Source organism: Roseivirga seohaensis subsp. aquiponti (genome assembly GCF_001267955.1).
GTDB classification, from domain to species: Bacteria; Bacteroidota; Bacteroidia; order Cytophagales; family Cyclobacteriaceae; genus Roseivirga; species Roseivirga seohaensis.
Window position 1 is genome coordinate 115,299 of sequence record NZ_JSVA01000016.1, and the last position, 23,631, is coordinate 138,929.

The window sequence follows — 23,631 nt, forward strand, 5'->3', positions numbered from 1 at the left end:
CGTTCCTGACCACGCCAACCAAGACTCAGAAGGCGATTTCAATACATTAACAATTCAAAAATTTGAGCTCAACGGTTAAGACAACCCAAGTTTAAACCAGTACTTCTTGTATTTCAGATAGGCCCAAAAAGAGACTACGCCAATGAACAGTAAAGAATAATAGACAAAATCAGGTGTTACTATATTATCTCCTTTGGCATAAGAATGAAGTCCCGATAAATAAAAATTAACACCGAAATAGGTCATTAAAATAGAATAGAAAGCTATTACACTCACTAAAGAAAACAGCCATTCACTACGGAGTTTAGGAATGAGGCGCATGTGAATAATAAAAGCATAAAGCATTATACTGATCAGCGCCCAAGTCTCTTTGGGATCCCAAGCCCAATATCTTCCCCAGCTTTCATTTGCCCATTGTCCTCCTAAAAAATTACCAATTGTAAGCATTACCAAACCCACGGTTAAACTCAACTCTGTAGTCAGTACTAATTTTTTTATATTCACTATCAAATCCTTTGAGTTCGATTGTTTTAAAAAAATCATCAAAATAAGGCTCAATAAGCCCAAGACCATGCCTAAGGTAAAAGGGCCATAACTTGCTACTATAATTGCTACATGAATCATTAGCCAGTAGGAATTCAAAACGGGTTGTAAATTGGCTATTGCGGGATCAAGCCAATTCCAGTGCGCCACCATAAGAATTATTGCGGACACAAATGTAGTAGCAGACAAGGCTAAATCCGACTTTCTCCCTAAGATTATTCCAAAGAGCATCGTTGCCCAACTAATATAAATTATTGTTTCATATGCATCACTCCAGGGAGCATGGCCCGATATATAAGCCCTACCGATTAACCCTACACTGTGAAGTATAAAGCAAGCATAAACTAAAAAGCGAACTGCTTTTAGTGGCCATTCTAATTTCCTGCCCCTAGTTAGCATGAATATAATAGACAGTATCAATAATAGCCCCCCCACATAGGTATACCAAGTATAGAGTTTTCTAAACACATCATATTTATTGTAAAGTACTTCTGCATTTACTTTCGAGGGACTAGGAAGTACATCACCACCATATTTCGCCTGAAATTTCTTTATCTTTTCTAAAATAAGATCTGCCTCAGCATAGTCATTCGATCTTTCAGCTTCCAACATGCCAGAGATGTATAATGGAATCGAATGTTGTATAAACAATGAATCGTTTTTCGATACAGAGAAACCAGAAAGCTCATTCGATGAAATCCATTTATTATTCTTCTCGCCTGGCACTGGGAATATTCTTAATTGACTCCCCAATAGAGCGTTGTACATTAAGTTGACTCTCTTGTCAACCTCCATATAATCTTTATCAAATTGATTTGGGACGATTGATTTATAAGCATTATCAACTTCGTTTTGAATCTTGTAATCACCATTCCGTTCAAAAAACTCAGCAAGCGAAATATGAGTAGCATCAGAAGCCACGCCAAGCTTAGTCCTAAGTGTGCTATTCCCCCGTTTTAAATAAATCAACGGAACATTATACCAAAGCTGTGGTCGTTCTAAAATTGAAATAAGCACTTGGTCAGAATTCAGACCTTGATAAGTGTTACTCTTGCTCACCTTCCTCAAAATTTCTGAGCTATAGGTGTTCATAGGTTTCATTCGCCCGTTCCAATCCTGAACAAGCAAATGGCCAAATGCTAAAGCTTGTTTCTCAGGTACAGGCTTACTGAACACCAATGAATCAATTTTTTCTCGAACTAACATTGTAGACAAAGGCTGTTCTTGAGCTCGAGCTTTTAAATCAGATACTACTAGCAAAACAACAATCAGGCATATGCTGGAATTAAGCTTCTTCAGTTTACCAGCAACTTTAGAGAAATGAGAGCGCTTATCGAATAAAATAAGTAGTAAACCTAAATAAAGAACGAAGTATCCTATATAGGTAACCCATGTTCCATAAAAATCATGATTGACCGATAAAATCGTCCCCTTTTCATCTGGGTGAAATGAGGCTTGAAAAAAACGATAGCCTTTGTAGTCTAAAACATGATTCATGAAGATATCATAGTCGAAACTACTCTGATCATCGATCACCACGATTTCACTCTCGAAAGCAGAATAACTATTGGTAGTTCCTGGATATTTTTCAGCCCTAAAGTCTTTCAATCCCAGTTTAAATGGTAGCTTGAGCATCTCGCTACCATAGGATACCGTAAGTTGCATTCCATTAATAATGACCAACTCAGGTTTACCTATCTTCTTCTCACTCCCAAAAACTATAATTTCCTTTTGAACCGAATCGATTTTTACGTTCAAGATAAGGGCGTCATCTAAAACCTCATTCATGTTTCCACTATTAGATTCTAAGCTAACTTCGCCTCTTTGCGGAAGTTCCGGAACCACAAATTGCTGCTCTTCAATAGTATAAAAAGATTTTAGTCGAAATTCATTTTTAGTCCCTTTGTGAATTTCATACGAATCGTCAGAAGTCATTTGAGAAACAAATCCATCCAAGGGAGCAGTAATCACCAAACCATCCCCAGTCAATTCAAAATTAATAGCATTCTCGGTAGGCTTATTAAATGAATAAGTCCGGCCATTGAGTAATCTAGCCTCTCCTTCTTTGAGGTAAAAATCTTGACGTTCAGCCTCCACCAATAGAACAAGCTTGAGGAACAGATATCCTGAATTATTTGCTTGAAACACTTCTGACGCTGAAGAAATAAAATCCGCATAATCTATTTGAATTTCCTTGTTCGCTAAATCCGTATGAATGGAAAAATCATTGTGGCGCTGTGTATACTGAGACAACAATAGAGATTTTTCAATAATCTGGCGTTCCTTAACTGAGTCGGAAAGGGCTTCTATAATTACCTTAAGCTGTGTTTCATCCGAGATAATTTCATCACTCACGGCTTGTTCTCTAATCGACATTAAGCCCTCAGTGCCTGTGTAGCGGGTAATTGTAGCGCCCACAATTATGACAACAAGAGCCAAATGTATGGTTAAAACGGGCCACTTGGACTTACGACTCAAGCGATAAACCTTAATGTTAGCTACAAAATTGACCACAAACAGCATCAATATTGCCTCAAACCACCATGCTTCATAAATCAGAATTCGAGCAGCATTGGTGCCATGTTTATTTTCAATAAACGTTCCTATACCCATGGCAGTAGCAAAAGCAAGAAACAATACCCCCATCAACCTTGTCGATTTTAAATAGGTGATTAATGTATTCAACATAAAGAATCGTGATTTCTTAAGGTATTATTATGGAAGAACTTGATAGCAAATTTGGTGGGTTATAACAAGTAAGAGCATGACAGACCATCATTACTCCTGATAATATAACGGGTAATCTAGGCAAGAGAGAGCTGAGGAAAGTGCCCCCTTCAGCCCCGTATCCTCAAACTCTCAATGCCTTAAACACACTCTAACTCAAATTGATTTTAAATATTCTATCAGGTCATTCTTATCTTGATTAGACAAGCCTAAGTTGAAATGGCTATCATAATGATTAATTACATCATCTAAAGTTTCGAATCTGCCATCGTGATAAAACCCACCTTTCATTCTAGCAAATAGACCTCTCAACGGAGTAGTTCTGTATTGACCAGTAGGAGATCTCATGGCCTCAAAATCATCGATTCCTATTTCTTCGGCACTATGTAAGTTATAACCAGCATCTGTAAATATTGGAGAAATATGGCAGGTAGCACATTCGGCAACACCATTAAACAACACTTTTCCACGCTCAGCGGCTTGTGAGTCATAGCTACCCACAGGGGGCTTCGGAGCATCTAAAGACAATTGATAAGCTTGAAGAGCGGCTAACTCTGGTGTAATTAAATCAGGGTCATTTACCACATTGCCAAAGTTATTCTCAGCCGCAATAGGGAATCTCACCGGATCATTAAGACGCGCATCAGTAAAGTTACCTTTACCGTGCATTTCTAAATTGGCAACAAATGCATTCCAATACACCATATCACCCCAACCCGTATATGTGGCCAAATTAACCCCCTGTAAACCATAAGCAGCAGGTAACAAATTGGCGGCAATAGTGCCGTCAGGTTTCAGTGCTTTCCCATCTACCATCAGACCTGCGTTAAATTTACCAGGCCCCCAGCCTTTAAGAACAGCATCCACCGTAGGCACATCGACATGAAGTAAATCCGCCAAAAATTTTGCATTATCAGTCAAAGAAATAATAACTCCAACATTCAAGTCTCTATTTGGGTATCCATCTAATCGCTTTCCAATTCCTTCAGTGAAAGAATCATCTACGGTAGAGTGACAAAGTGCACAAGTAATCCCCACAGAAGTCATATCACCAGCCTCATTGAAGTTGCCTTTCACGCCAACAACGGCATCTAACTTCAATAATGCCAATGTGCTGGCCGGGTCTTGTAAATCAATTTGACCTGCCTGAATTGCACTAACAACTTCTTCAGGAAGTGCCTCTGAGTCCACTTTTAACCCAACGGACAATGCCGTGGCCGGACTCACTCCTGCTCCATACCCTCCATTGCTTTCTCCTAAAATAGCTTTATCAATATGAAGTACACCACTCCAAAAAGCCTCATCTCCGAAAGTATTATATCTAAATGTTTCTCTACCCTGCGATACCAATACTGGATCTAGAAACAGCGTATCAACCGCTGTAATTGTTTCGGTTCTAATTTCAATATCATCATTACAACCAACTAGGCTGAGAAAGAAGACAGCGATTAAAACGCCAAGTGCTAAAATATTTTTTTTCATAGGAATTAGGGTTTACATATTATATTTCAAGGATTTGGATAAAAGCAATCTTCCTGAACGGGACGCAAGACCGATATCGAACATTTAAAATTCTGGGTCAAGACATCAAACGCAATCAATATCTGGCCTTATGCTTCCCGCAGATTATAGAACACAGAAATAGGATAATTGAGGTGATAAGACCATATAAGGTCTTCGGCACAATTAAACAATCAACTGAGTTGGATCGCAACATTGAGTATTTGATACAAAGGGTCTGATCCTGTTACAAACTAATCATCATTTTTTTTCAAATAGCTGGGAATTAACCACTTGAAATCACTACATATTCAACAGTCGATGACTTTTGCAACTCCCCTACCTATTCATAAGATATCCAACAACTCAATCTTCCTATACAAATACTCTTTATAAGGCTTCAACCAAGTTCCAATTGATTCTTCTGAAATATTCTAAAATCCAACATTGGATGCAGAGGCCTTGGTTGGGTTACAAATTTTGTAACCGAATTGTGAATCGATGATCTAAAGGGAAATTAAATACTAAAAAACTTATGAGAAATTCAGGAGACATTAAAGAAATTTTCAAAATCCACAACTTGATTAAGTTCACTTTTGGCTTAGTACCCATTGCTGCCGGAGCAGACAAGTTTTTAAATCTACTAACAGATTGGACCCAATATCTATCAACTGGTATGGTTGACATGCTACCTTTTAGCGCTTCCACTTTTATGATAATTGTGGGCATAGTAGAAATAGGTGCTGGTATTTTGGTATTGACCAAAACAGAAATGGGCAGTTATGTAGTCGCTGCTTGGCTTGTTCTAATTGCGTTAAGCCTATTGCTCACTGGCAGTCATCTGGACGTTGCCGTACGCGATATTGTAATGGCCATTAGTGTGTTTTCATTGGCGAGAATCACTCGGATAATTTTAGCCCACGGCAAAGGCGAAAAACGGAGCGAATAAGTCAAGTAACCTCAGCCCTCAATAAAAGCTAAATGGCTTTGTATTAAGGGCTGAATATATATCCCCCACATATTTGCAGAGAATGGAATGAATAATAATAAAATCATAATAAATAATTCGGATAAATTTGTCCGAATTAAAAACCTGACTTATCTTTGGACAGAAAATAAGTCAACTATGTTCTCAAAAGCATGTGAATACGGAATTCGAGCAGTGATTTACATCGCACAGAAATCTCTTAACGAGGAACGTGCGAGTTTGAAAGACATTACTGCGGAAATAGATTCTCCGGAAGCATTCACTGCTAAAGTTTTGCAGCAGTTGGCCAGAGCAAAAATAATCAATTCAATAAAAGGCCCTAATGGTGGTTTCGAAATTGCTAAAGATGAAATTGATTCGATAAAGCTTAGCCAAATTGTGAATGCTCTTGATGGTGACAGTATTTACAAAGGATGCGGTTTAGGTTTAAAGGTGTGCAATGCCAACGAACCCTGCCCTGTTCACGATAAGTTCACCAGCATAAGAAATGAATTGAGGAAAATGCTTGAAAATACAAGCCTTTTTGAATTGGCCACCAGTTTAGAAACGGGTTTGACTTATTTGAAACGCTAAATATTTATCAAAATAAAGGATATAAAGGTATTAATATCTTGTAATGAAACGAAATTATCTATTTACCACAGCATTACTCTTGCTTCCTACTTTCGCACTAAAAGCGCAAAATGAAACAATGGACGCACCTAATTGGCTCAGTAGCCCAGGTGTAATCGGAACTATTGTACTCATTGTTATTGTGTTGGTTGTTGCCATCATCATTTTAATGGCCAAGCTTTCTAGTCTCATTGGTAACTACCGTCACCAACAAATAGTAAAGAAGGACTTGGCCTTTAATGAAGACCTGATCAAGCTAGATGATAATGAAATTGACGAAATACTAGCCAAACGAAAAGCAGCCTTAGCCTACAAACTCATAGGCAATGAACTAGCAAGCGATGTAGCCGCTACTGACGATAAAGGACTGCTCAGGGAGATTAGTCACGAGACGAACAACCCTTTCTTTGACGAAAAAAAAAAGACAACACTAGGTTTTGATACCCCAGCCCCACTTAGAAAGATCGTTCTTTGGTATGTAGGGGCCTCAGTATTCTGGCTAGTATTCGGCACACTCATAGGTCAATACTTGGGCATGAAGTTCATTTGGCCAGAGCTCGATAGTGTTTCATGGCTATCCTTTGGCCGTTTAAGACCTGTACACACAAACACCGTTTTTTGGGGCTGGGCTTCCTTGTCTATGATTGGCTTGGGCTATTTTGTAATTGCTCGTACTTCCAACACTATCATTTATAGCTATAAGTATGCTTGGCATGCTTGGGTACTTATTAACCTTTCTGTGTTTTTAGGAAATATCTGTTTAATGACAGGCATTAATAATGGCGGTGGTGAATACAGAGAATACATTTGGCCAGTCATGGCCCTTTTCGCCATTGGCCTCATCATCACATTCCGCAACTTCTATAAAACGGTAGCGCAAAGAAAGATTTCTGAAATCTACATTTCTAACTGGTTTATTCTCGCCTCTTTGGCCTGGACGATCATTCTGACCATTATCGCTTACATTCCCAGCTATCAAAACGGCTTGGGAGAAACCATTATTCAAGGTTACTACATGCACCAAGGTGTAGGTATGTGGTTCATGACTTTTACCTTGGGGCTTATTTATTACTACCTTCCTTCAGCCCTTAACAAACCCATTTACTCATACTCCCTAGGGGTGCTCGCATTTTGGACGCAAATGCTGTTTTATACACTAATTGGCACTCACCACTTTGTGTTTAGCCCTTTGCCTTGGTGGCTACAAACGGTGGCGATTGTATTCAGCGCAGGCATGTTCATTCCCGTAGTTTCTGGCACTACTAACTTTCTAATGACCATGAAAGGCAGTTGGAGCCATATTTCGAAAAGTTATGTATTGCCCTTCTTTTTAGTAGGTGTAATCTATTACTTTGTGGGTTCTACACAAGGCAGCTTCCAGGCCTTTAGGTTCACCAATTACATCTGGCATTTCACCGATTTTAATGTGGCGCATTCGCACATGACCATGTACGGTATTATTTCATTCATTCTTTGGGCTTGTATTTATACGCTTCTTCCAAAGTTGACAGGAAAGGAACCGCCACAGATTTTTGTGGGAGCACATTTCTGGATGGCCTTCATTGGACTTTTCGCTTACACCATTTCATTAATGGCTGGTGGTACTCTAAGAGGGCTGAGTTGGTTAGAAGGAAATGCATTTATCGACTCTGTTATTTTGATGCAACCTTATTGGGTATGGCGCGCAGTAGGCGGTTCACTCATGTTCCTTTCCCACCTCATTTTCGCTTATAATTTTTACTATATGGCAAAAAAAGAGCCTGTAGTAAAACCCCTGAAATTGAAGCAACTAGAAACTATAACTGCATAAAACGAAATGTTCAACTTTCATAAAAATCATAAAATACTTGTCAATATGGCCATAGCTGGCTTCTTGACACTCAGTCTGTTGATTGCGGTATTGCCTGCATCTCAAATGCAGAAAACAGCACCACTACCCGATCAAATGGCCTTTACGGAAATGGAGCAAGAAGGGCTCAGGCTCTATATTGCTGAAGGCTGTGTTGCCTGCCATACCCAGCAAGTGAGAAGCATTGAAATGGACAACGTTTGGGGCGATCGTCCTTCAATGCCCTCGGATTACTACTTTAGTAAACAACGTCTGGATGTGTGGCGGCAATCACCCTCACTATTGGGCAGTGAACGCACTGGCCCCGACCTCACCAATATCGGAAAACGGCAACCTGTTAAAGATTGGCACCTGATGCACCTTTATAACCCACGTTCTGTGGTAAAGGAATCCATCATGCCGTCATACCCGTGGTTATTCGAAGAAAAAGCTACCGATAAAGTCACTCCAGAAGATGTGGTTGTACCTGTGGGCAGTCCTTTCTTTAATAAGCCCAACACAAAGATTGTGGCCTCCACCAAAGCTCTGCAACTGGTGGCCTATCTACAGTCTCTAAAACAAACAGAAATGCCTGGCAGCAGCCCTACCTTTATTCCCCAAAACAAAAAAGAAGTGGTGACCACAAGCGCTACCGACCCTAACCAAGCATTGCTTCCTGATGGTGCTAAACTGTATGCAAATGTTTGCGCAGCCTGTCACCAAGCCAACGGTGAAGGAATTCAAGGTGCTTTCCCTTCTTTAGTGGGAAGCCCAATTGTAACTGACCCCAGTCCAGAAATGATGGTCAAGGTAATTCTTATGGGCTATGATGCACGCAGTGAGTTTGCTCAAATGCCACCATTTGCTGATCAATTGAGCAATGAAGAAATAGCTGCCATTGCCAACCATGAGCGAACCAGCTGGGGCAATAATGCCTCTACCCTTTCGGCTGAAGACGTGAAGAAAATAAGAGACATGGTCAACCAACAAAACCCATAAGAAATGAGAAAGCTAAGTTTAATTTTCATGTTAACCTTCATCGCTCAACAAATGGTAAATGCCTGTGAGCTGTGTAAGGAAAAACAACCTAAGGCTCTGGCTGAAATTACGCATGGCGCTGGTCCAAATGGCACGCTCGATTATATCATCATATGGTCTGCTGTAATCATTGTAAGCCTCACGTTTTTCTACAGCATTAAGTATTTGGTAAAACCAGAGAAAGCAGACCCTCATCACATTAAAAATATTGTAACCCATGAATACTTCGGATAAAATGGAAGACCAACGAATTATAAAGGTGTTTCTGGATGAAGAAACAGTTCCGTTCGGAGAATTTAAACCTCCAGTGAAGTTTACCATGGACACGACCAAAATACCTGATGGTCAACATAAACTAAAAATAGTAGCCAAATCCAGCAATGGTGTTGAAGGAGTAAAAACCATTCCTTTTGAAGTAAGGAATGGCCCTGAAATAGCCGTGGTTGGCTTGCGAAAAAACGAGGTGGTCGACACTCAAGTGTCCATCACCATTAACGCTTATGGTAGCGAAATAGAAGATCAGTTTATTATTAAAGGCTCTGAAACGCCTAAGGCTATACCAGCTTGGGTATGGGCTTTGGTGATCTCTTTTGTGGCTTTTGGCCTCTTCTATTTAATAATGAACTGGAATCCAGACTTATATAAATCATTCTTTTAATGAAAGAAATCTTAAGCATATCCGACATCAAATTATTAGTAGACACCTTTTATGATAAGGTGAGGAATGACGAACTACTGGCCGATATATTCAATGGTGTGATTAAAAATAAATGGCCACAGCATTTAGAGAAAATGTACCGCTTTTGGCAAACCATTCTGTTGGGTGAACACACCTATTACGGAAGTCCTTTTGCACCGCATGCTCACCTGCCCATAGATGCAAAGCACTTCGAGCGATGGATTGAGTTATTCTATGGCACCATAGATGAACTTTTTGAGGGCGAGAAAGCTGATGAAGCCAAATGGCGTGCTCAAAAAATGGCCGAAATGTTCTTATTCAAAATCGAATATTATAAAGAACGAGACTCAAAACCTTTGTTATGACAATACAAGTAAAATCGCCAATCGCAGTAGTTTCTGTCTTCTTATGGATAGGCTTTGTTTGCGCGATTAGCTTTATGGAAGCTTGGTTGAAATTTCAAGCTCCAGGCATTACGCTTTCCTTAGGTTTGGGCATTGGCCGATTAGTTTTTGGTGCACTAAACAAAGTGGAATGGGTATTCGCCATTGCAATAGGCATACAGCTTGTCATTCATAAAGCACCCTTATTGAGTACAAAAACCGTAGCCTTCTTACTCCCACTCTTACTCCTATTCATTCAAACACTTTGGCTTTTACCTGCGCTTGACGCTAGAGCCGAAATGTACATTGAAGACATTATACCACCTGCTTCTAACCTCCATTTCTATTACGCTGGGGCAGAAGTTATTAAGGTGATATGCTTACTTATTTATGGTATTACACAATTTAAAAAAACAGATTATGGAAAATCTTATTGAAAAAACCATTGGTGAAATTGTAGCTGAAGATTACCGTGCCGCGGCAGTATTCGAATCTTATGGAATTGATTTCTGTTGCAATGGCAACCGTAGTATAGATGTGGCATGCGAAGAAAAAAACATCAATCAAGACGAGCTCATGGATAAACTCAATTCAGCGATTACCAGAGTACACGCTGGAGGAAATGACTACAAACTTTGGCCAATTGATTTACTAGCAGACTACATTGAGAAAAAGCACCATCGCTATGTAGAAGAGAAAATGCCCGTAATAAAACAGTACTTGAATAAAATAAGTAGTGTTCACGGCAAAAACCACCCTGAATTATTAGAAATAGAATCACTTTTCAATGCATCTGCTGGTGAATTGGCTATGCACATGAAAAAAGAAGAACTCATGCTCTTCCCTTTTGTTAGAAAAATGGTGAATTCCCAAAGTGAAGATATTAAAGCACACCCTCCACATTTTGGCACTGTAAACAACCCCGTACAGGCAATGATGCACGAACACGACACTGAAGGAGAACGTTTTCGTCAGATTAGCAAATTAAGCAACCAATACACACCACCAGCTGATGCTTGTAATACTTATAAAGTGGCCTTTTCTCTTTTAAAAGAGTTTGAAGATGATTTACACCTTCATATTCACTTAGAGAACAACATTCTCTTCCCTAAAGCCGTAGCCTTAGAGAAGAAATTAACTGCATAAGTTACGCTTGGCAGAATGAATAAACAGGACCCTTTTATTCGTTCTTAGAGTTGATCCTAGCTAGCCCTGTAATTTCAGTATAGAAATCGCAGGGTTATTTCTCTTTACTAAAAAGAAAAACTATGGAAGAAAGAAAACCCCTTAAACGACACAAAGCACTTCAGCCCTTCAGTCGCGAACACCATCATGGCTTATTGCTCTGTTGGAAAATACGGAAGGGATTTCTTTCTAAGGTTGATCCAATGAGGATAAAGACTTATGCTGACTGGTTTTATAAAACCCATCTCATTCCTCATTTTTCAGATGAGGAGAAATTCATCTTTCCCATTTTGGGTGAAGAACATGAGCACATTAAAAAGGCTATGGCGGAGCACAGAAGACTTGCTCGGCTTTTTGAAGATAAGGAAGACATTGCCCGCAATCTCAGCAGAATTGAAGAGGAATTGGAAAGGCACATCCGCTTTGAAGAGCGGGTACTTTTTCCTGAAATTCAAGACATAGCAACTTCTGAGCAACTAGCGCAAATGACCGAAATGCATGATTCAGTTACATTCAAGGAAAATAATGAAGATCCTTTTTGGTTGTAGTTGCCTATTCTAGCCCCTCTATTTCACTACGTATTTTAAGATCAAATTATCCGATTGATTTATCAACCAATTTGTAACGAATGGCGCTGTTCTGTATCCAATAGGAAATAAATTAAACAGAATAGTAAACGCTATGAAAAAACATGTAAAATCAAAAGTTAAGCTGTTTTTAACAGCTACTTCCTTCCTGATTTCAGCTTCCCTTTTGGGGCAAGAAGCGCCTAAACTAAATGATGCTGAAATTGCCCACGTAGGGGTTGTTGCCAACCAGATCGACATTAGTTATGCCGAGATAGCCAAGAAAAAATCCAAAAACAAAGAGGTTGTTAATTTTGCTGAAACCATGATCCGTGATCACAAATCAGTAATTGAACAAGCTACTACTTTGGTAACAAAGCTTGGTGTAACTCCACAGGATAATGCCGTTAGCAAATCGCTCATGGACGGTGCTAAAACAACAGAGAAAATGCTCAAAAGTAAAAGTGCAAAAGACTTCGACAAAGCATATATCGACAACGAAGTAGCCTACCACAAAGCCGTAATTGATGCAGTTAACGGCATCTTGATCAAGCAATCAAGCAACACTGAACTTAGAGAATTTCTTCAAGCCATTGTGCCTGCATTAGAAACGCACCTTAAACATGCGGAAATGGTTCAAAAATCTTTCAAGTAGAGTTGCTTTCTGTTCAAAAAGGGCCTCATTTTTTAGAGGCCCTTTTACCCCATTCATCATTCAATTTTTATAATTATTATGAAAACTATTCCGATTTCATTCATCAGCTTTATATTGTTGTTCTTTACCTCATCTCCTGCTCAAATCGCAGAAAATCAGGCTATAGAATCTTCTATAAGAATACAAAAATCTCAAAAACACATTATTGAAATCAAGCAATTAAAGTTTATTCCGGATTATATTGAGGTCAATAAAGGCGATACCATTACCTTTATTAACAATGATTATGTTGATCACGATGTAACCGAAGAAAAAACAAAAAAATGGTCATCTTCCCTTATGAAAAAAGGAAGTTCATGGAGTATGGTTGCAAAGGAAGATGCAGATTACTACTGTACACTTCACGTAATTATGAAAGGAAAAATCAGAGTTAAGAAATAACACCAGTCAATGGATAATAGGAAAGATCAATCTTCTGCTCAACATCATAAATCTGAAAGTTTGTCGACAGCTTTAGAGACCAACGCAGACCAAAGACTTTCTTTACAGAAATCGGTAATTGAATATGCAGAAGACTTTTTGAATAGCCTTGAAAATAGAAAGGCTTACGAATTTGATAGCTACGGAAAAGAAGATGGAGACTCTTTCTTTGATATTGACGAGCAGAACCATCTTATTGAAGATATTCTCCCTTTTATTGGCGAAAGAGTAGATAAACCCGGCCTGAACCCAGCTTCTGGAGGTCATTTGGGTTATATACCCGGTGGCGGAATTTACGAATCGGCTTTGGGCGATTATCTGGCCGCGGTTTCCAATCGTTATGCAGGTGTATTTTATGCTTCTCCGGGAGCAGTGCGCATGGAGAATGCGCTGATCGATTGGGCAGGAAAGCTGATTGGCTATACGAGTCACTTTGGAGGTAATTTAACTTCGGGCGGAAGCATTGCTAACCTCATCGCTATTTCGACAGCGAGAGAGGCTAAAAAACTAAAGGGGAAAGACCTTGAATCAACGGTAATCTATACCAGCCAGCAAACGCATCATAGTTTGCAAAAAGCTATTAAACTTTGTGGTTTGGGCGAGTGCATCTTGCGCATTATTGATTTGGATGAAGATTATCGAATTATTCCAGAAAAACTAAACGCTCAAGTACTTGAAGATAAAGAACAAGGTCTTCAGCCCTTTTTGGTCATTGCCAATGCAGGTTCTACAGATGTTGGCGCAGTTGATCCGCTCAACGCCATTGCTAGTATTGCCGAAGAGCATGATTTATGGTTTCATGTAGATGCTGCCTATGGCGGTTTTTTCCAATTGACAAAACAAGGAAAAGAAATAATGAGCGGCATTGAAAAAGCTGATTCAGTTATTCTCGACCCACATAAAGGTTTGTTTCTTCCTTATGGTTCTGGCATTGTTTTGATCAAAAACATTGAGCATTTGGCAGCGGCCAATAGCTACGAAGCCAATTACATGCAGGACACCAAAATGCATCGGGATGAAATGTCGCCAGCTGAGCTTTCTCCAGAATTGAGCAAGCATTTTAGGGGGATGCGTATGTGGTTACCGCTTAAGCTTCATGGTATTGCTCCATTTAAGGCTTGTTTGGAAGAGAAAATGGAATTGGCGCAATATTTCTATACCCAGATTAAAGCAATGGGTTTTGAGGTTGGCCCAGCGCCAGTACTTTCAACAGTAATTTTCAGGTACCTACCCAAGGATAAAGATGCCAATGAATTCAATGCAGCCATTGTCAAAGCCATACACCAAGACGGAAGAATTTTCATTTCTTCCACCACGCTCAATGGCCAATTCTACATGCGCGTAGCTGTGCTTTCATTCAGAACCCATAAAAAGGATATTGATCTGCTTTTGGAGATTATCGAAAAGCAACTATGAATTGAAAAGTAGATTTTGGTGAGCCTTACTTCTGCACCAATCTATAAAGTCCTTTTCCTTCTACACCAACATACAAATAGCCATCGTTGCCCATTTCTACATTACGCACACGACCAATGCCTTCGGCAATTTTTTCTTGTCTTACCACTTTATCGTTTTCGATTACGCAACGCACCAAATAACTGAACTTCAATGAACCCACAATCAAATCGCCATCCCACCCAGCGTATTTCGCATTCTGAACAAAGGCCATTCCGCAAGGGGCAATTGACGGCACCCAATAAGTTACGGGCTGCTGCATTCCTTCCATAGCCGTTTTGTCGGTGATAGCACCACCTCCATAGTTTTCACCATAGGTAATCACTGGCCAACCGTAATTCTTTCCCTTTCCAATGATATTTACCTCATCACCACCTTGTGGGCCATGTTCATGTTCCCAAATATCGCCAGTTGCTGGGTTCGTGGCCAAACCTTGAGGGTTTCTATGTCCGTAAGAGTAAATCGCTGTTTTTGCGTTAGCCGTATTCACAAAAGGGTTGTCTGAAGGAATTGAACCGTCATCATTTAATCGATAGACCTTCCCTCCGTCACGCGTAATATCTTGAGGGTTTACATCCCGATTACCACGGTCTCCAATCGAAAAGTAAACATGATTTTGAGCATCAAAGGCTATTCTACTTCCGAAATGCTGGCCTGCTCTTGTGTTAGGTGAACCTTTATAAAGCACTTCGTGATTATCAAATGACGAGCCGTTCCATTTTGCTCTTGAAAGGGCAGTCATTGCTCCGTCACCCTCACCTTCTGCACTGGCAAAAGTAAAGTAAACCCATTTATTCGATTCAAAATCAGGATGAAGCTCGATATCCAAAAGTCCACCTTGTCCTCTTGTTGTACTTTGAGGCCCTCCTGAAACTTCCTTATTTATCACCTTCCCATTCTCAATCAATACAATAGTTCCTGCTTTCTCAGTAACCAATATTTTACCGTCAGGAAGAAAAGCCATCCCCCATGGATTACTTAGTTCGTCTGTTACCAACTCGGGCACTAAATCACTGGCTTGAGTGGATTCAGTGATTTCAAGTGGCCCGCTGGTGGTTTGAGCATCACATGAAAGCGTAAAGAAAATTGCAAGTGCGAAAAGAGGTTTAATAAAGGACATAGCTATTTGTTTTATGCTTACAACGTTAAAAATAGGGTATTTTGTTTTGAAAACTAATTCTAGAACAAAGCAGATATCTGAACCCTGCCCAAATGCACAATTGGATTGCCTTCTGATTTACGGGCATCATAGCGGAGTAGGAGTTGCAGTCCATTGCCAATTTTCTGTTGCCAGTTCAGGTTCCAGGTAAGGTTACGGCCTGGCCGAAGCGCTTCTAACAATTCATAGCCCGTAGGTGAGTTTTCTTGCCCAGTAAAATCAATATTAATGTACTTAAAGTTGGCACTCAAGGTAGTTTTAGCCGCTTTAGAAAAACGGGTGTCGATTGAGAATTCATTGATTTTAGAGCCTTCATTACTGTTTTCAGAAAAAACATTTTTCTTTTCCTTATTGGCATAAGTGGTCGTGAGCCTGAAAAAATTGCTGGGCTGCCATGAAATTGCCGGCTGATAAACCTTACTCTGTATCAGGTAATTTCTTTGGGTAAGTACATCCGAACTACTTGCTCTTTCGCCAGAAATAAAAGTCAGATCGAGATTAGTTTGGTAGTTTACATTCCAACGAACATGCGCTCTCAATTCGTCATTATCAATACGCTCAAAGCCATTCAATAATAGTTGTCGATTCTCTTGCTGAGCAAAACCTAAATCGGCAGCAAAAGCAGCTCTAGACTGATTGAAAAAGAGCGTAGAACGCAGGGTTTGTCTGGAAGATAAAATCATATCATCGGCCACATTTATAGGCCAAAGTCTAGCAGCTAGGTCTTCATCCGTGATTTTAGAATTCAGCGTATAGGCCGTTGTATTGGTGAAACGCGCCAAGAGTTTTTTCAATCCTCCATCTTCAAACCAAGTATTGGGTGTTTTCATTCTTAGTCGATAACTGATGTTGGTATTGAAAGCCTCTTCATAATTATCGGTAGGAACAAAAATTTTGGCGTAGTTCTTTTCATCAGGGTTTACCGCAATGTAAAACTCATTTAGGTCTTGTACCCCATCATTATTGTCGTCACGCCAAGTATGCGTTCCTTCCCCCGTAGGTACTTGAATAAAAATAAACTCTCTACGCAGCTCGCGGCTATTGGCAAGATTATACGATAGTTCTGACTGAATTGAACGATCTAAGAAATTTCCCAACCAATCTACTCGCCCCATAATGGTGCGGTCATTCCTGTCTTCTCCTATTTGGTTTAAATTTTCTAAATCTCGGTAAGTAAAAAGGGTTCGTAGGGTTTGTGTTTCATCAATTTCAGTATTGAAAAACGCGCTCCAAGTTTCTGACCTATTGCTGTTAATCAGTTCTCCGTTGAATGGTGTTCTGTCTTGCCGTACTTGGTATTCAACTCCATAGTTCGTGGTAAGGCTTTCATCATTTTTCAAATAGACAGTATGTGCTTCAAAATTCATTGAAGACCGTACAATTTCATCCGTAGTGGTGTTAAAAACCTCATTTCGATCTACTTGATAACGGTAGCCCGGAATTAACCACTTGGAACGGATAGACAAATCGGTGGATAACCTTTGCCATTCTGAATACAAGACTTGCTGATCATTATTCATGGAAAAAGCATCTACTTTTAGTCTAAAAATACTGAGCTCTTTTGCTCCTTTAAAGTATTGCTGTACACCATCTACGGCCTCTCCTCGTTTTCTTCTCACCAACCGATAATCCATATTATTGAGCGCATCCTTCTGCAAACCAGCCTTGGCTTCCAGAATATTCTCGGCAAACTTCTCTTCAAAATCGTTTGAGTTAAAACTCCAATCGCGGTCAAATTCTATATAACGCACACGGTCGATGAATGAGAAAGCATCGTTATTGAATTCGTATGAAGCACCTGCATTGAACTTATAGCCTTCGAGCCCTTTCACAGGTCGATTTACAGATTCATAGATGAGCTTATAAGCCATTCCTCTATCATCATCTGCATCCAAATCTGAGAATAGATTGAGGTCGTTTTTTGAGAAGGCCACTTCGCCACTCAGTTTATCGTATTGATTTAATTTGGCGCCAGCACCGAGCGTAACCATTTGCTTTTGGTTAGGAGCATTCAACAAGGAAATAGGTTCATAATCTCCTTGCAACTGCCCATTTACAGGGGCTACCCATTTATAAATTCGTCCGTTCGTGGTAGAGTTAATTAACACGTAGTTACCACTACCTTGCCCCACCAAAGTAAACTGAACATTGAAAAAGGCAGAATCTGGATTGGTGGAATATTGAAAAATATCGAATTCATTTCCCAAATTATCCGTGCCAATTGTTTTTCGGTAAAGGACAATATCTGGCCTGTATTCTAAGCTATCTACACGAGATGTAAAGGCCTGATTTAGATCATCGCCCGCATCGGCTAAAATTCGTTTTTCTTCCAAACTCAAATCAAAAGCGAGGGGCTGATTTCGATTGTCCTTCTCTCCATAATAGTTAAAAGAGAAATCGAGTTTATCGTTGGATTGGTAGTGGCTGGCTTGAAAAATAGAACGCGAATAGTTTTGGTCTGAAAACTCAAAATCAATCCTTATTCTACTGAATTTGGTAATGAACACTTTGTTGGTAAAAGTAACTTCGCCCAAATTATAGTCGATTACATAATCGTTATCGAAACCACGAGTCAGTTCTTCTCCGTCTACAAATACTTTTTCAGAACCTGCTATTACAATGATGAAACGCTCATTGTTTGGTCCTCGAACTCGATAAGGTCCGAGGACGCCTTCTATGGGATCCACATTGATGGAGGCAAATCGGCCTTTGGCTACTGAGGCCGCAAAAGTGGTTTCTGCTTTAAAGCCATTGGCCATTTTATAAGCTGTTTTGAATTGTGCTCCCTGTACATTTTTGTAGTAACGCAAGAAGTTGGAGGCTCCATTCTTGAGCACTACATCACCGGCAGTTAATGACCACCTATCGTTATAAAGCTGAATGAAAATATTGTCGAAATCTTGTAGTTGTTGCGTGTTTCCTTCCGGCTGAAAAGGTACATTTCTATCGGTAATTACTGCGCGCAAATTCACATTTTCTGTCAACTGTCCTTCCATCTGCAGGTTTAGGGAAGAATTCACAAACACATCCTGTTTATTCCCGAAGGAAATTCCACGAGTAATACTCCCTGTTTTTGAAATGTTTTGGGTAGAAAAAGCCTCTTCGCGTTTGGGCATGGCCAGCTTTTGCTGGTAACGAATGGCATCTTTGAACAGCGCGGTAGAATCGTAAATGGCCAGTGTTTTATTGGCGCGTTTGGTGTGTAAATCGTAAGGCAAAGTGCGAAAACAAACGATAACAGAATCTAACGCAGGGTATGAAATACTGATGGTATTGGTATTCAATTGAAAGTTGAACTGAATATTTTGCCCTTCTAATTGCGCCACTTTAATGGATTCAGGAATGACAGTAAGCGAATCGAGCACGATTGGTTTACCGTCAGTTTTCACCCATTTGCACTGTTCTTCTGTTTGGGCAAATAATGTTGGCACAAATAGAATTAAGCAAATACAAATAATTAAGCCACGCAACACTATTAATCGCTTAATGGAAACTCTAAGAAGAATGTGGTACCCACGTCTGCCACAGTTTCGAACCATATACTCCCTCCTGCATGCTCTACCCCTCGTTTGGCAATGGCCAAACCGATTCCAGAGCCTTCAACCTTGGTACTAAATTTAGGGATAAAAATTTTGTCTTGAATCTCCTCTGGAATTCCAAAACCATTATCCTTTACGCTAATAATCGCTTTAGAATGGGTTTCCTCTAGGCTGATTTCGAGCTTTGCCACGCGCCCTTCTGGCATAGCTTGTAGCGCATTCAGAATAAGATTATTAAAAATTCTACCCAACAAATTAGCGTCTCCTTCAATCCAAACGGGGTTTCGAGGAATATTCGGAATGATTTCCACATCGTCATCGGCCTTGAACAGGCGTACTACTTTACGTAATGAATCCGCCAAATCCAGCCTTTCGTTTCTTGGAACGGGCATTTTTGCGAAAGACGAAAAGGAAGTTGCTATATCGCTTAGTGATTCGACTTGATTTAAAATACTATCAATTGGTTTATTGAAATCTTGGTTCAGCCCTTTACCCTCGGTGAGCAATCTTTTCAGATGCTGTAATTTGAGTTTCATCGGAGTGAGTGGATTCTTAATCTCATGTGCTACTTGCTGCGCCATTTCACGCCAAGCACTTTCTTTTTCGCTCATGGCCAACTCCTTTTTACTTCTTTCCAAGTTCACCAACATGCGGTTGTACTCACGTACCATCAGCCCAATTTCATCTTCAGCACTCCATTCCAAAGGCTCATTAATATTGGAAAAAGTGGTAGCCTTAATTCTTTTGGTGAGGTAAGTAAAAGGATAAGTAATGATTTTTGATGCTAAAAACGACAGCAATACAAACACTATAAAAATGAAAGTAAATGAATTAAGAATATTGGAAATAATATCGGTTTGCTGCCTCTTTAGTTGTGTTTGCGACTCAAAAAACGGCATACTCAAAATACCCAATAATTCATTGTTCTGAGACCTTATTCCAACATACGTAGATTGATACTCTAATTCGCCCACTCTTTCTGTATACAATTTTTCACTTGACCGATTTTCAATAATTTCGGCCATGGCTTTTGGGTTCACGAAGGGAGAGAGAATTTGATTTTCAAAAATCATTCGCTGATTGGTGGCAACCAATACTCCTTTGTCGTTGAATAAATTGATGTCTGCTCTAGAATATTGGCTGATTTCTCCTACCCTATTCTCTAAGGTTTCGTTGTTCTCGCTTTGGCTATCTAAAAACTCCTTTAACGTAACTGTTAGGTTTGAACCCGCACTTTCGGCCACTTCTAAATAATTCTCTTCAATATTCTTTCTTACCGTTTCATTTACCAATCTTAACACTACAATACTTACAATAATAAGCGGAAGGAAGAACGCAAAATTCAGCAGAATTTGAACTTTGGCGGCAATGGTTACCGTTCGTTTTCTGAGGTTATAAAACAAAGCACTGGCTAAGAAAACCAAGATGATCATTCCAACAATAAAGAGGAAGAATAACGAGAAATTGGTAATCATAAAGCGAGTAGGATAAACAGGGCTACTGATAATAAAATACTCAGTAGCGTCTCTTCCCTGAACGGCTAAATGTGTATAACCATTTACTAACAAGCCTTTACCAAACAACTCTGGATTATCTTTCCAATTACTCGGAAAGTCTTTAGCGTAATTAAAATAACCAACATTACTTACCATTACACCATTTTGAAAAAGGGCATAGTCGAAATGACCGTTATCCGCCACATTACTACTTTCATCAAAAAGCAAACGAGGAAGAATACTGTTGTTCAATTGTTCCTTTTTAACCAACTGAATTATTATATGTCCCACCACAGTATTGTAGCGCTCAATATCCATAAACACATAGTAGTGATTGGATATGGTAGGAAAGCGAAAACTTAAAAAATACACACCTTCTTGATCGGTTCGGTACTGGTCTTGGCTATATAGGTTATACGTTGAGTAATCGTTAGAATTGGAGTTATTTATAGGGCGGCCAGAACCGTTGAACAGCATAATTTCAATATCATACTTATCGAAATATTCCCCCAAGTATGACCTCCGTATCCTTTGTCGGATTAACTGTTTTGGCGAAAAAACACTTGAAATATTCGTTTGAATAAGTATATCATCTTCAATCTTCCTTTTCGCTTCGCCAAGCAGGTATTCTGCGGTTTCATCTTTGCTGGTGAGCAATTCTGTGGCAATGCTCACTTTATCTTGCCTGTCCACTTTTTTAATATCTTCCCCCAAAACCAAGGTACTTACCAAGGCCACTGCGAAAGATGCCGTAAAGAAATAGAGGAAGGTATTATAACTAAGCCTTTTGATCTCAGACGGAAATTTCAAACGGACAATTAACACCAAGTAAATAATGTAAATGGCCAAATAGGCAAATAGACTTTCCTTTAAAATCCAGCCTAATACCAATGAAGCAACTAAAACGATGGCCAAACCAACTTGAAAAGGAGCTTTATTTTTCAAGTTAATAAACCTTGTTGCTGCCAGTTGGGTCAGCAAAAAGAACATCACTCCTTGTATGAAAATCACAAAGTAGTTGATGAGTTTATAAATTGTTAGATTATTATCCTTGGCGATATCCAGCTTCCATTGCGAATTGCTAAGCATGGAATGGAGTTCATAAGTGAGGTAATAAAAAGAGAACATGGATAAGGCCAGTATTCCAAAGAATTTCCAGTCGTAATGGGTTCCCTCATTTCTATCGTGAAAATTTAAAAAGCCATACACCACTACCACCAAAAGGCTGATCTGATTAAGTAGAAGGTCGCCTAATGAGGGTTCAAAATAACTTGCGGCAAAATGGACAGGATCGAATAAACCATAGGAACGTACACTATAAGGCAGTTCATAACGGATCATGAGTGCCCTTAAAGCAAAGAACATTAGTGCAAGTAAACCTAATGCATAGACAGGCTTGCCTCTATCGTTGAGCAAAGCCGAATAAAAAAATGCCGATCGCACATAGAAAAATATACTCAGCGCGAACATTAAAATAATAATTGTAGAGTAAACAGGGTAATCGATTTTCATTAAATCAGTTCCTGTAAATGAAAAAAGGTAAACACCTTGCTGTGAGAAAATTAGATTATTTTCAGGCAAACTCTCATCTGCGCTTAAATCATAATATGATTTGCCGAAGATTTTCTGATTAAGTCCTGTATTGGCAAAATTTTCTGATATTGGAACATCAGACTTGAGCGGAAGAAAACCATAAATCTCTACAATTCTGTTTTGGGCACTATTAATGGTCGTCTTCTTTACGATGAATTTATCGTTTCCTATTTCTAAATAACGGTATTGGAATAGGCCTTCTAGAGTTCCGTATTTGGGAACAAAGCGGTTGGTGGACCAATAGATTACTTCTCCATTTTCATAAATAAAAATTGGAAACTCACCACTTACCTCTAATCGATTGAAAAGCCTGCTTAGGTCTACTATGGCTTTGCTTTCAACAGACCTTACTTCTTGGTCTAGAATTGAAAGTTGCACCTTTATATTGGCAGAAATGGTTTCTTGGGGTTCTACTCTCCTCTTCCTGTCCGAAAAAATCACTTCATCGATAATCAGCGTTAGGGCCAATATACCAATGCACAGTAAAAAGTACCTGTGCTTCTGAAATTCGAATTTTCTCTGTTTTGCCAACAATCCTTTTGCTATTCTTTTAGAACAGGCTTAAAGTACTAATTATTTTGTTTAGGAGAGTACTTAAAACCTCCAAAGGCATAAAGATAGAAAACGCGGCTGTAGCGATACATCAGAGGGTAGAGCAAAATTACCTCGGTAATAATAGCAATGAGGTAAGTATTCTCATTGGCGTCTTCAATTGTATTGTAGATAATAAATGCACTAACTAAAAAGAGGCCTACAGACATTGCGTAACTAATGTACATTGCTCCATCGAAAAAGCGTGGTTCTTTTTCAAACCTTACACCACAACAGTCACATTCCTTTTTCATGATAAGGAATTTCCGAAGGTTATAAGCTTTAGATATAAATAGTTTGCCTTCACGGCACTGGGGGCATCTAGCCTGTAATACTGCTGAGAGCTTTGTTCTTTTGACCATTACGTTTGCTAGTTCTATACCAAAAGTAGCCCAACACCGCAAAAAGGATATAAGGTGCGACAAAAAGGTAGAGTATACCTATGTTTAAATTAGATGCGGTGGTTGTATCACCACCTGCCACAGAAGATTCTAAAGTTCCTCTACACATGGCACACTGAGCATGCGCAGTAACATTAAAAACAGTTAGCAAAATTGCCGATAAGATAATTTGTTTAACTCTTCTCATGATGCGTCAAAGTTAAAGGTTTTATA

The 23,631-nt window shown here is 39.4% G+C and carries 20 protein-coding genes; 13 read left to right on the top strand and 7 right to left on the bottom strand.

Annotated features, from left to right (window positions below):
* Positions 1–75 precede the first annotated feature (75 nt).
* Together ccsA and OB69_RS14030 are read right to left on the bottom strand one after the other, a co-directional pair.
* Positions 76–3,231 (bottom strand): cytochrome c biogenesis protein, encoded by a 3,156-nt coding sequence (ccsA, locus tag OB69_RS14025; protein ID WP_071426792.1) that lies wholly within the window; start codon positions 3,229–3,231, stop codon positions 76–78.
* Positions 3,232–3,426: 195 nt separating this feature from the next.
* Complete coding sequence (locus OB69_RS14030; protein WP_053224368.1) at positions 3,427–4,752, bottom strand: hypothetical protein; 1,326 nt, start codon at positions 4,750–4,752, stop codon at positions 3,427–3,429.
* A 553-nt stretch (positions 4,753–5,305) separates the two neighbouring features.
* Here OB69_RS14030 and OB69_RS14035 point away from each other — a divergent pair.
* The 13 genes from OB69_RS14035 (at position 5,306) to OB69_RS14095 (ending at position 14,600) form a co-directional block, all read left to right on the top strand.
* Positions 5,306–5,719 (top strand): hypothetical protein, encoded by a 414-nt coding sequence (locus OB69_RS14035; RefSeq protein ID WP_053224369.1) that lies wholly within the window; start codon positions 5,306–5,308, stop codon positions 5,717–5,719.
* A gap of 177 nt (positions 5,720–5,896) precedes the next feature.
* Positions 5,897–6,331 carry an RrF2 family transcriptional regulator gene (locus tag OB69_RS14040; protein ID WP_053224370.1) on the top strand — a complete coding sequence of 145 codons (435 nt, stop codon included), beginning with the start codon at positions 5,897–5,899 and terminating at the stop codon, positions 6,329–6,331.
* Between the two features lie 43 nt (positions 6,332–6,374).
* Entirely contained in the window at positions 6,375–8,180 is a 1,806-nt protein-coding gene (locus OB69_RS14045; protein ID WP_053224371.1) for a cbb3-type cytochrome c oxidase subunit I, read from the top strand.
* Positions 8,181–8,186: 6 nt separating this feature from the next.
* Positions 8,187–9,197, top strand: a complete 1,011-nt coding sequence (locus tag OB69_RS14050) for a cbb3-type cytochrome c oxidase subunit II (RefSeq protein WP_053224372.1) — start codon at positions 8,187–8,189, stop codon at positions 9,195–9,197.
* Positions 9,198–9,200: 3 nt separating this feature from the next.
* Positions 9,201–9,470 (top strand): hypothetical protein, encoded by a 270-nt coding sequence (locus OB69_RS14055; protein ID WP_053224373.1) that lies wholly within the window; start codon positions 9,201–9,203, stop codon positions 9,468–9,470.
* Positions 9,454–9,894 carry a cytochrome C gene (locus tag OB69_RS14060; RefSeq protein WP_245620824.1) on the top strand — a complete coding sequence of 147 codons (441 nt, stop codon included), beginning with the start codon at positions 9,454–9,456 and terminating at the stop codon, positions 9,892–9,894. Before OB69_RS14055 ends, OB69_RS14060 begins: the two co-directional genes overlap by 17 nt.
* Entirely contained in the window at positions 9,894–10,280 is a 387-nt protein-coding gene (locus tag OB69_RS14065) for a group III truncated hemoglobin (protein WP_053224374.1), read from the top strand. Before OB69_RS14060 ends, OB69_RS14065 begins: the two co-directional genes overlap by 1 nt.
* Complete coding sequence (locus tag OB69_RS14070; protein WP_053224375.1) at positions 10,277–10,735, top strand: hypothetical protein; 459 nt, start codon at positions 10,277–10,279, stop codon at positions 10,733–10,735. Before OB69_RS14065 ends, OB69_RS14070 begins: the two co-directional genes overlap by 4 nt.
* The gene (gene ric / locus OB69_RS14075) at positions 10,719–11,444 is read left to right on the top strand and encodes an iron-sulfur cluster repair di-iron protein (RefSeq protein ID WP_053224376.1); all 726 of its coding nucleotides are present in this window, start codon (positions 10,719–10,721) and stop codon (positions 11,442–11,444) included. The genes OB69_RS14070 and ric overlap by 17 nt, the downstream gene beginning before the upstream one ends.
* Before the next feature lie 122 nt (positions 11,445–11,566).
* Positions 11,567–12,031 (top strand): hemerythrin domain-containing protein, encoded by a 465-nt coding sequence (locus OB69_RS14080; RefSeq protein ID WP_053224377.1) that lies wholly within the window; start codon positions 11,567–11,569, stop codon positions 12,029–12,031.
* Between the two features lie 133 nt (positions 12,032–12,164).
* Positions 12,165–12,704 carry a DUF4142 domain-containing protein gene (locus OB69_RS14085; RefSeq protein ID WP_053224378.1) on the top strand — a complete coding sequence of 180 codons (540 nt, stop codon included), beginning with the start codon at positions 12,165–12,167 and terminating at the stop codon, positions 12,702–12,704.
* Positions 12,705–12,782: 78 nt separating this feature from the next.
* Positions 12,783–13,145, top strand: a complete 363-nt coding sequence (locus OB69_RS14090) for a cupredoxin domain-containing protein (RefSeq protein ID WP_053224379.1) — start codon at positions 12,783–12,785, stop codon at positions 13,143–13,145.
* Between the two features lie 9 nt (positions 13,146–13,154).
* Positions 13,155–14,600 (top strand): pyridoxal phosphate-dependent decarboxylase family protein, encoded by a 1,446-nt coding sequence (locus OB69_RS14095; RefSeq protein ID WP_082338185.1) that lies wholly within the window; start codon positions 13,155–13,157, stop codon positions 14,598–14,600.
* A gap of 25 nt (positions 14,601–14,625) precedes the next feature.
* Here the strand turns inward: OB69_RS14095 and OB69_RS14100 are convergent, their stop codons facing one another.
* From OB69_RS14100 to OB69_RS14120, 5 genes are read right to left on the bottom strand one after another with little or no spacing between them, the layout of a single operon-like run.
* A complete protein-coding gene (locus OB69_RS14100; RefSeq protein ID WP_082338186.1) occupies positions 14,626–15,759 on the bottom strand; it encodes a PQQ-dependent sugar dehydrogenase in 1,134 nt (377 codons plus the stop codon).
* 59 nt (positions 15,760–15,818) lie between these two features.
* Complete coding sequence (locus tag OB69_RS14105) at positions 15,819–19,229, bottom strand: hypothetical protein (RefSeq protein WP_157608589.1); 3,411 nt, start codon at positions 19,227–19,229, stop codon at positions 15,819–15,821.
* A gap of 44 nt (positions 19,230–19,273) precedes the next feature.
* Entirely contained in the window at positions 19,274–22,957 is a 3,684-nt protein-coding gene (locus OB69_RS14110; protein WP_157608590.1) for a sensor histidine kinase, read from the bottom strand.
* 38 nt (positions 22,958–22,995) lie between these two features.
* Positions 22,996–23,379: a DUF983 domain-containing protein gene (locus OB69_RS14115; protein ID WP_071387154.1), complete on the bottom strand. Its 384-nt coding sequence runs from the start codon at positions 23,377–23,379 to the stop codon at positions 22,996–22,998.
* On the bottom strand, positions 23,339–23,605 hold the full coding sequence (locus tag OB69_RS14120) for a hypothetical protein (protein WP_053224383.1): 267 nt from the start codon (positions 23,603–23,605) through the stop codon (positions 23,339–23,341). Before OB69_RS14120 ends, OB69_RS14115 begins: the two co-directional genes overlap by 41 nt.
* Positions 23,606–23,631: the final 26 nt, after the last annotated feature.

What these genes read in the sequence shown, in the direction of transcription:
- ccsA (WP_071426792.1), bottom strand. Translation starts at nt 3,231, where the DNA reads ATGTTGAATACATTAATCACCTATTTAAAATCGACAAGGTTGATGGGG.
- OB69_RS14030 (WP_053224368.1), bottom strand. Translation starts at nt 4,752, where the DNA reads ATGAAAAAAAATATTTTAGCACTTGGCGTTTTAATCGCTGTCTTCTTT.
- OB69_RS14035 (WP_053224369.1), top strand. Translation starts at nt 5,306, where the DNA reads ATGAGAAATTCAGGAGACATTAAAGAAATTTTCAAAATCCACAACTTG.
- OB69_RS14040 (WP_053224370.1), top strand. Translation starts at nt 5,897, where the DNA reads ATGTTCTCAAAAGCATGTGAATACGGAATTCGAGCAGTGATTTACATC.
- OB69_RS14045 (WP_053224371.1), top strand. Translation starts at nt 6,375, where the DNA reads ATGAAACGAAATTATCTATTTACCACAGCATTACTCTTGCTTCCTACT.
- OB69_RS14050 (WP_053224372.1), top strand. Translation starts at nt 8,187, where the DNA reads ATGTTCAACTTTCATAAAAATCATAAAATACTTGTCAATATGGCCATA.
- OB69_RS14055 (WP_053224373.1), top strand. Translation starts at nt 9,201, where the DNA reads ATGAGAAAGCTAAGTTTAATTTTCATGTTAACCTTCATCGCTCAACAA.
- OB69_RS14060 (WP_245620824.1), top strand. Translation starts at nt 9,454, where the DNA reads ATGAATACTTCGGATAAAATGGAAGACCAACGAATTATAAAGGTGTTT.
- OB69_RS14065 (WP_053224374.1), top strand. Translation starts at nt 9,894, where the DNA reads ATGAAAGAAATCTTAAGCATATCCGACATCAAATTATTAGTAGACACC.
- OB69_RS14070 (WP_053224375.1), top strand. Translation starts at nt 10,277, where the DNA reads ATGACAATACAAGTAAAATCGCCAATCGCAGTAGTTTCTGTCTTCTTA.
- ric (WP_053224376.1), top strand. Translation starts at nt 10,719, where the DNA reads ATGGAAAATCTTATTGAAAAAACCATTGGTGAAATTGTAGCTGAAGAT.
- OB69_RS14080 (WP_053224377.1), top strand. Translation starts at nt 11,567, where the DNA reads ATGGAAGAAAGAAAACCCCTTAAACGACACAAAGCACTTCAGCCCTTC.
- OB69_RS14085 (WP_053224378.1), top strand. Translation starts at nt 12,165, where the DNA reads ATGAAAAAACATGTAAAATCAAAAGTTAAGCTGTTTTTAACAGCTACT.
- OB69_RS14090 (WP_053224379.1), top strand. Translation starts at nt 12,783, where the DNA reads ATGAAAACTATTCCGATTTCATTCATCAGCTTTATATTGTTGTTCTTT.
- OB69_RS14095 (WP_082338185.1), top strand. Translation starts at nt 13,155, where the DNA reads ATGGATAATAGGAAAGATCAATCTTCTGCTCAACATCATAAATCTGAA.
- OB69_RS14100 (WP_082338186.1), bottom strand. Translation starts at nt 15,759, where the DNA reads ATGTCCTTTATTAAACCTCTTTTCGCACTTGCAATTTTCTTTACGCTT.
- OB69_RS14115 (WP_071387154.1), bottom strand. Translation starts at nt 23,379, where the DNA reads ATGGTCAAAAGAACAAAGCTCTCAGCAGTATTACAGGCTAGATGCCCC.
- OB69_RS14120 (WP_053224383.1), bottom strand. Translation starts at nt 23,605, where the DNA reads ATGAGAAGAGTTAAACAAATTATCTTATCGGCAATTTTGCTAACTGTT.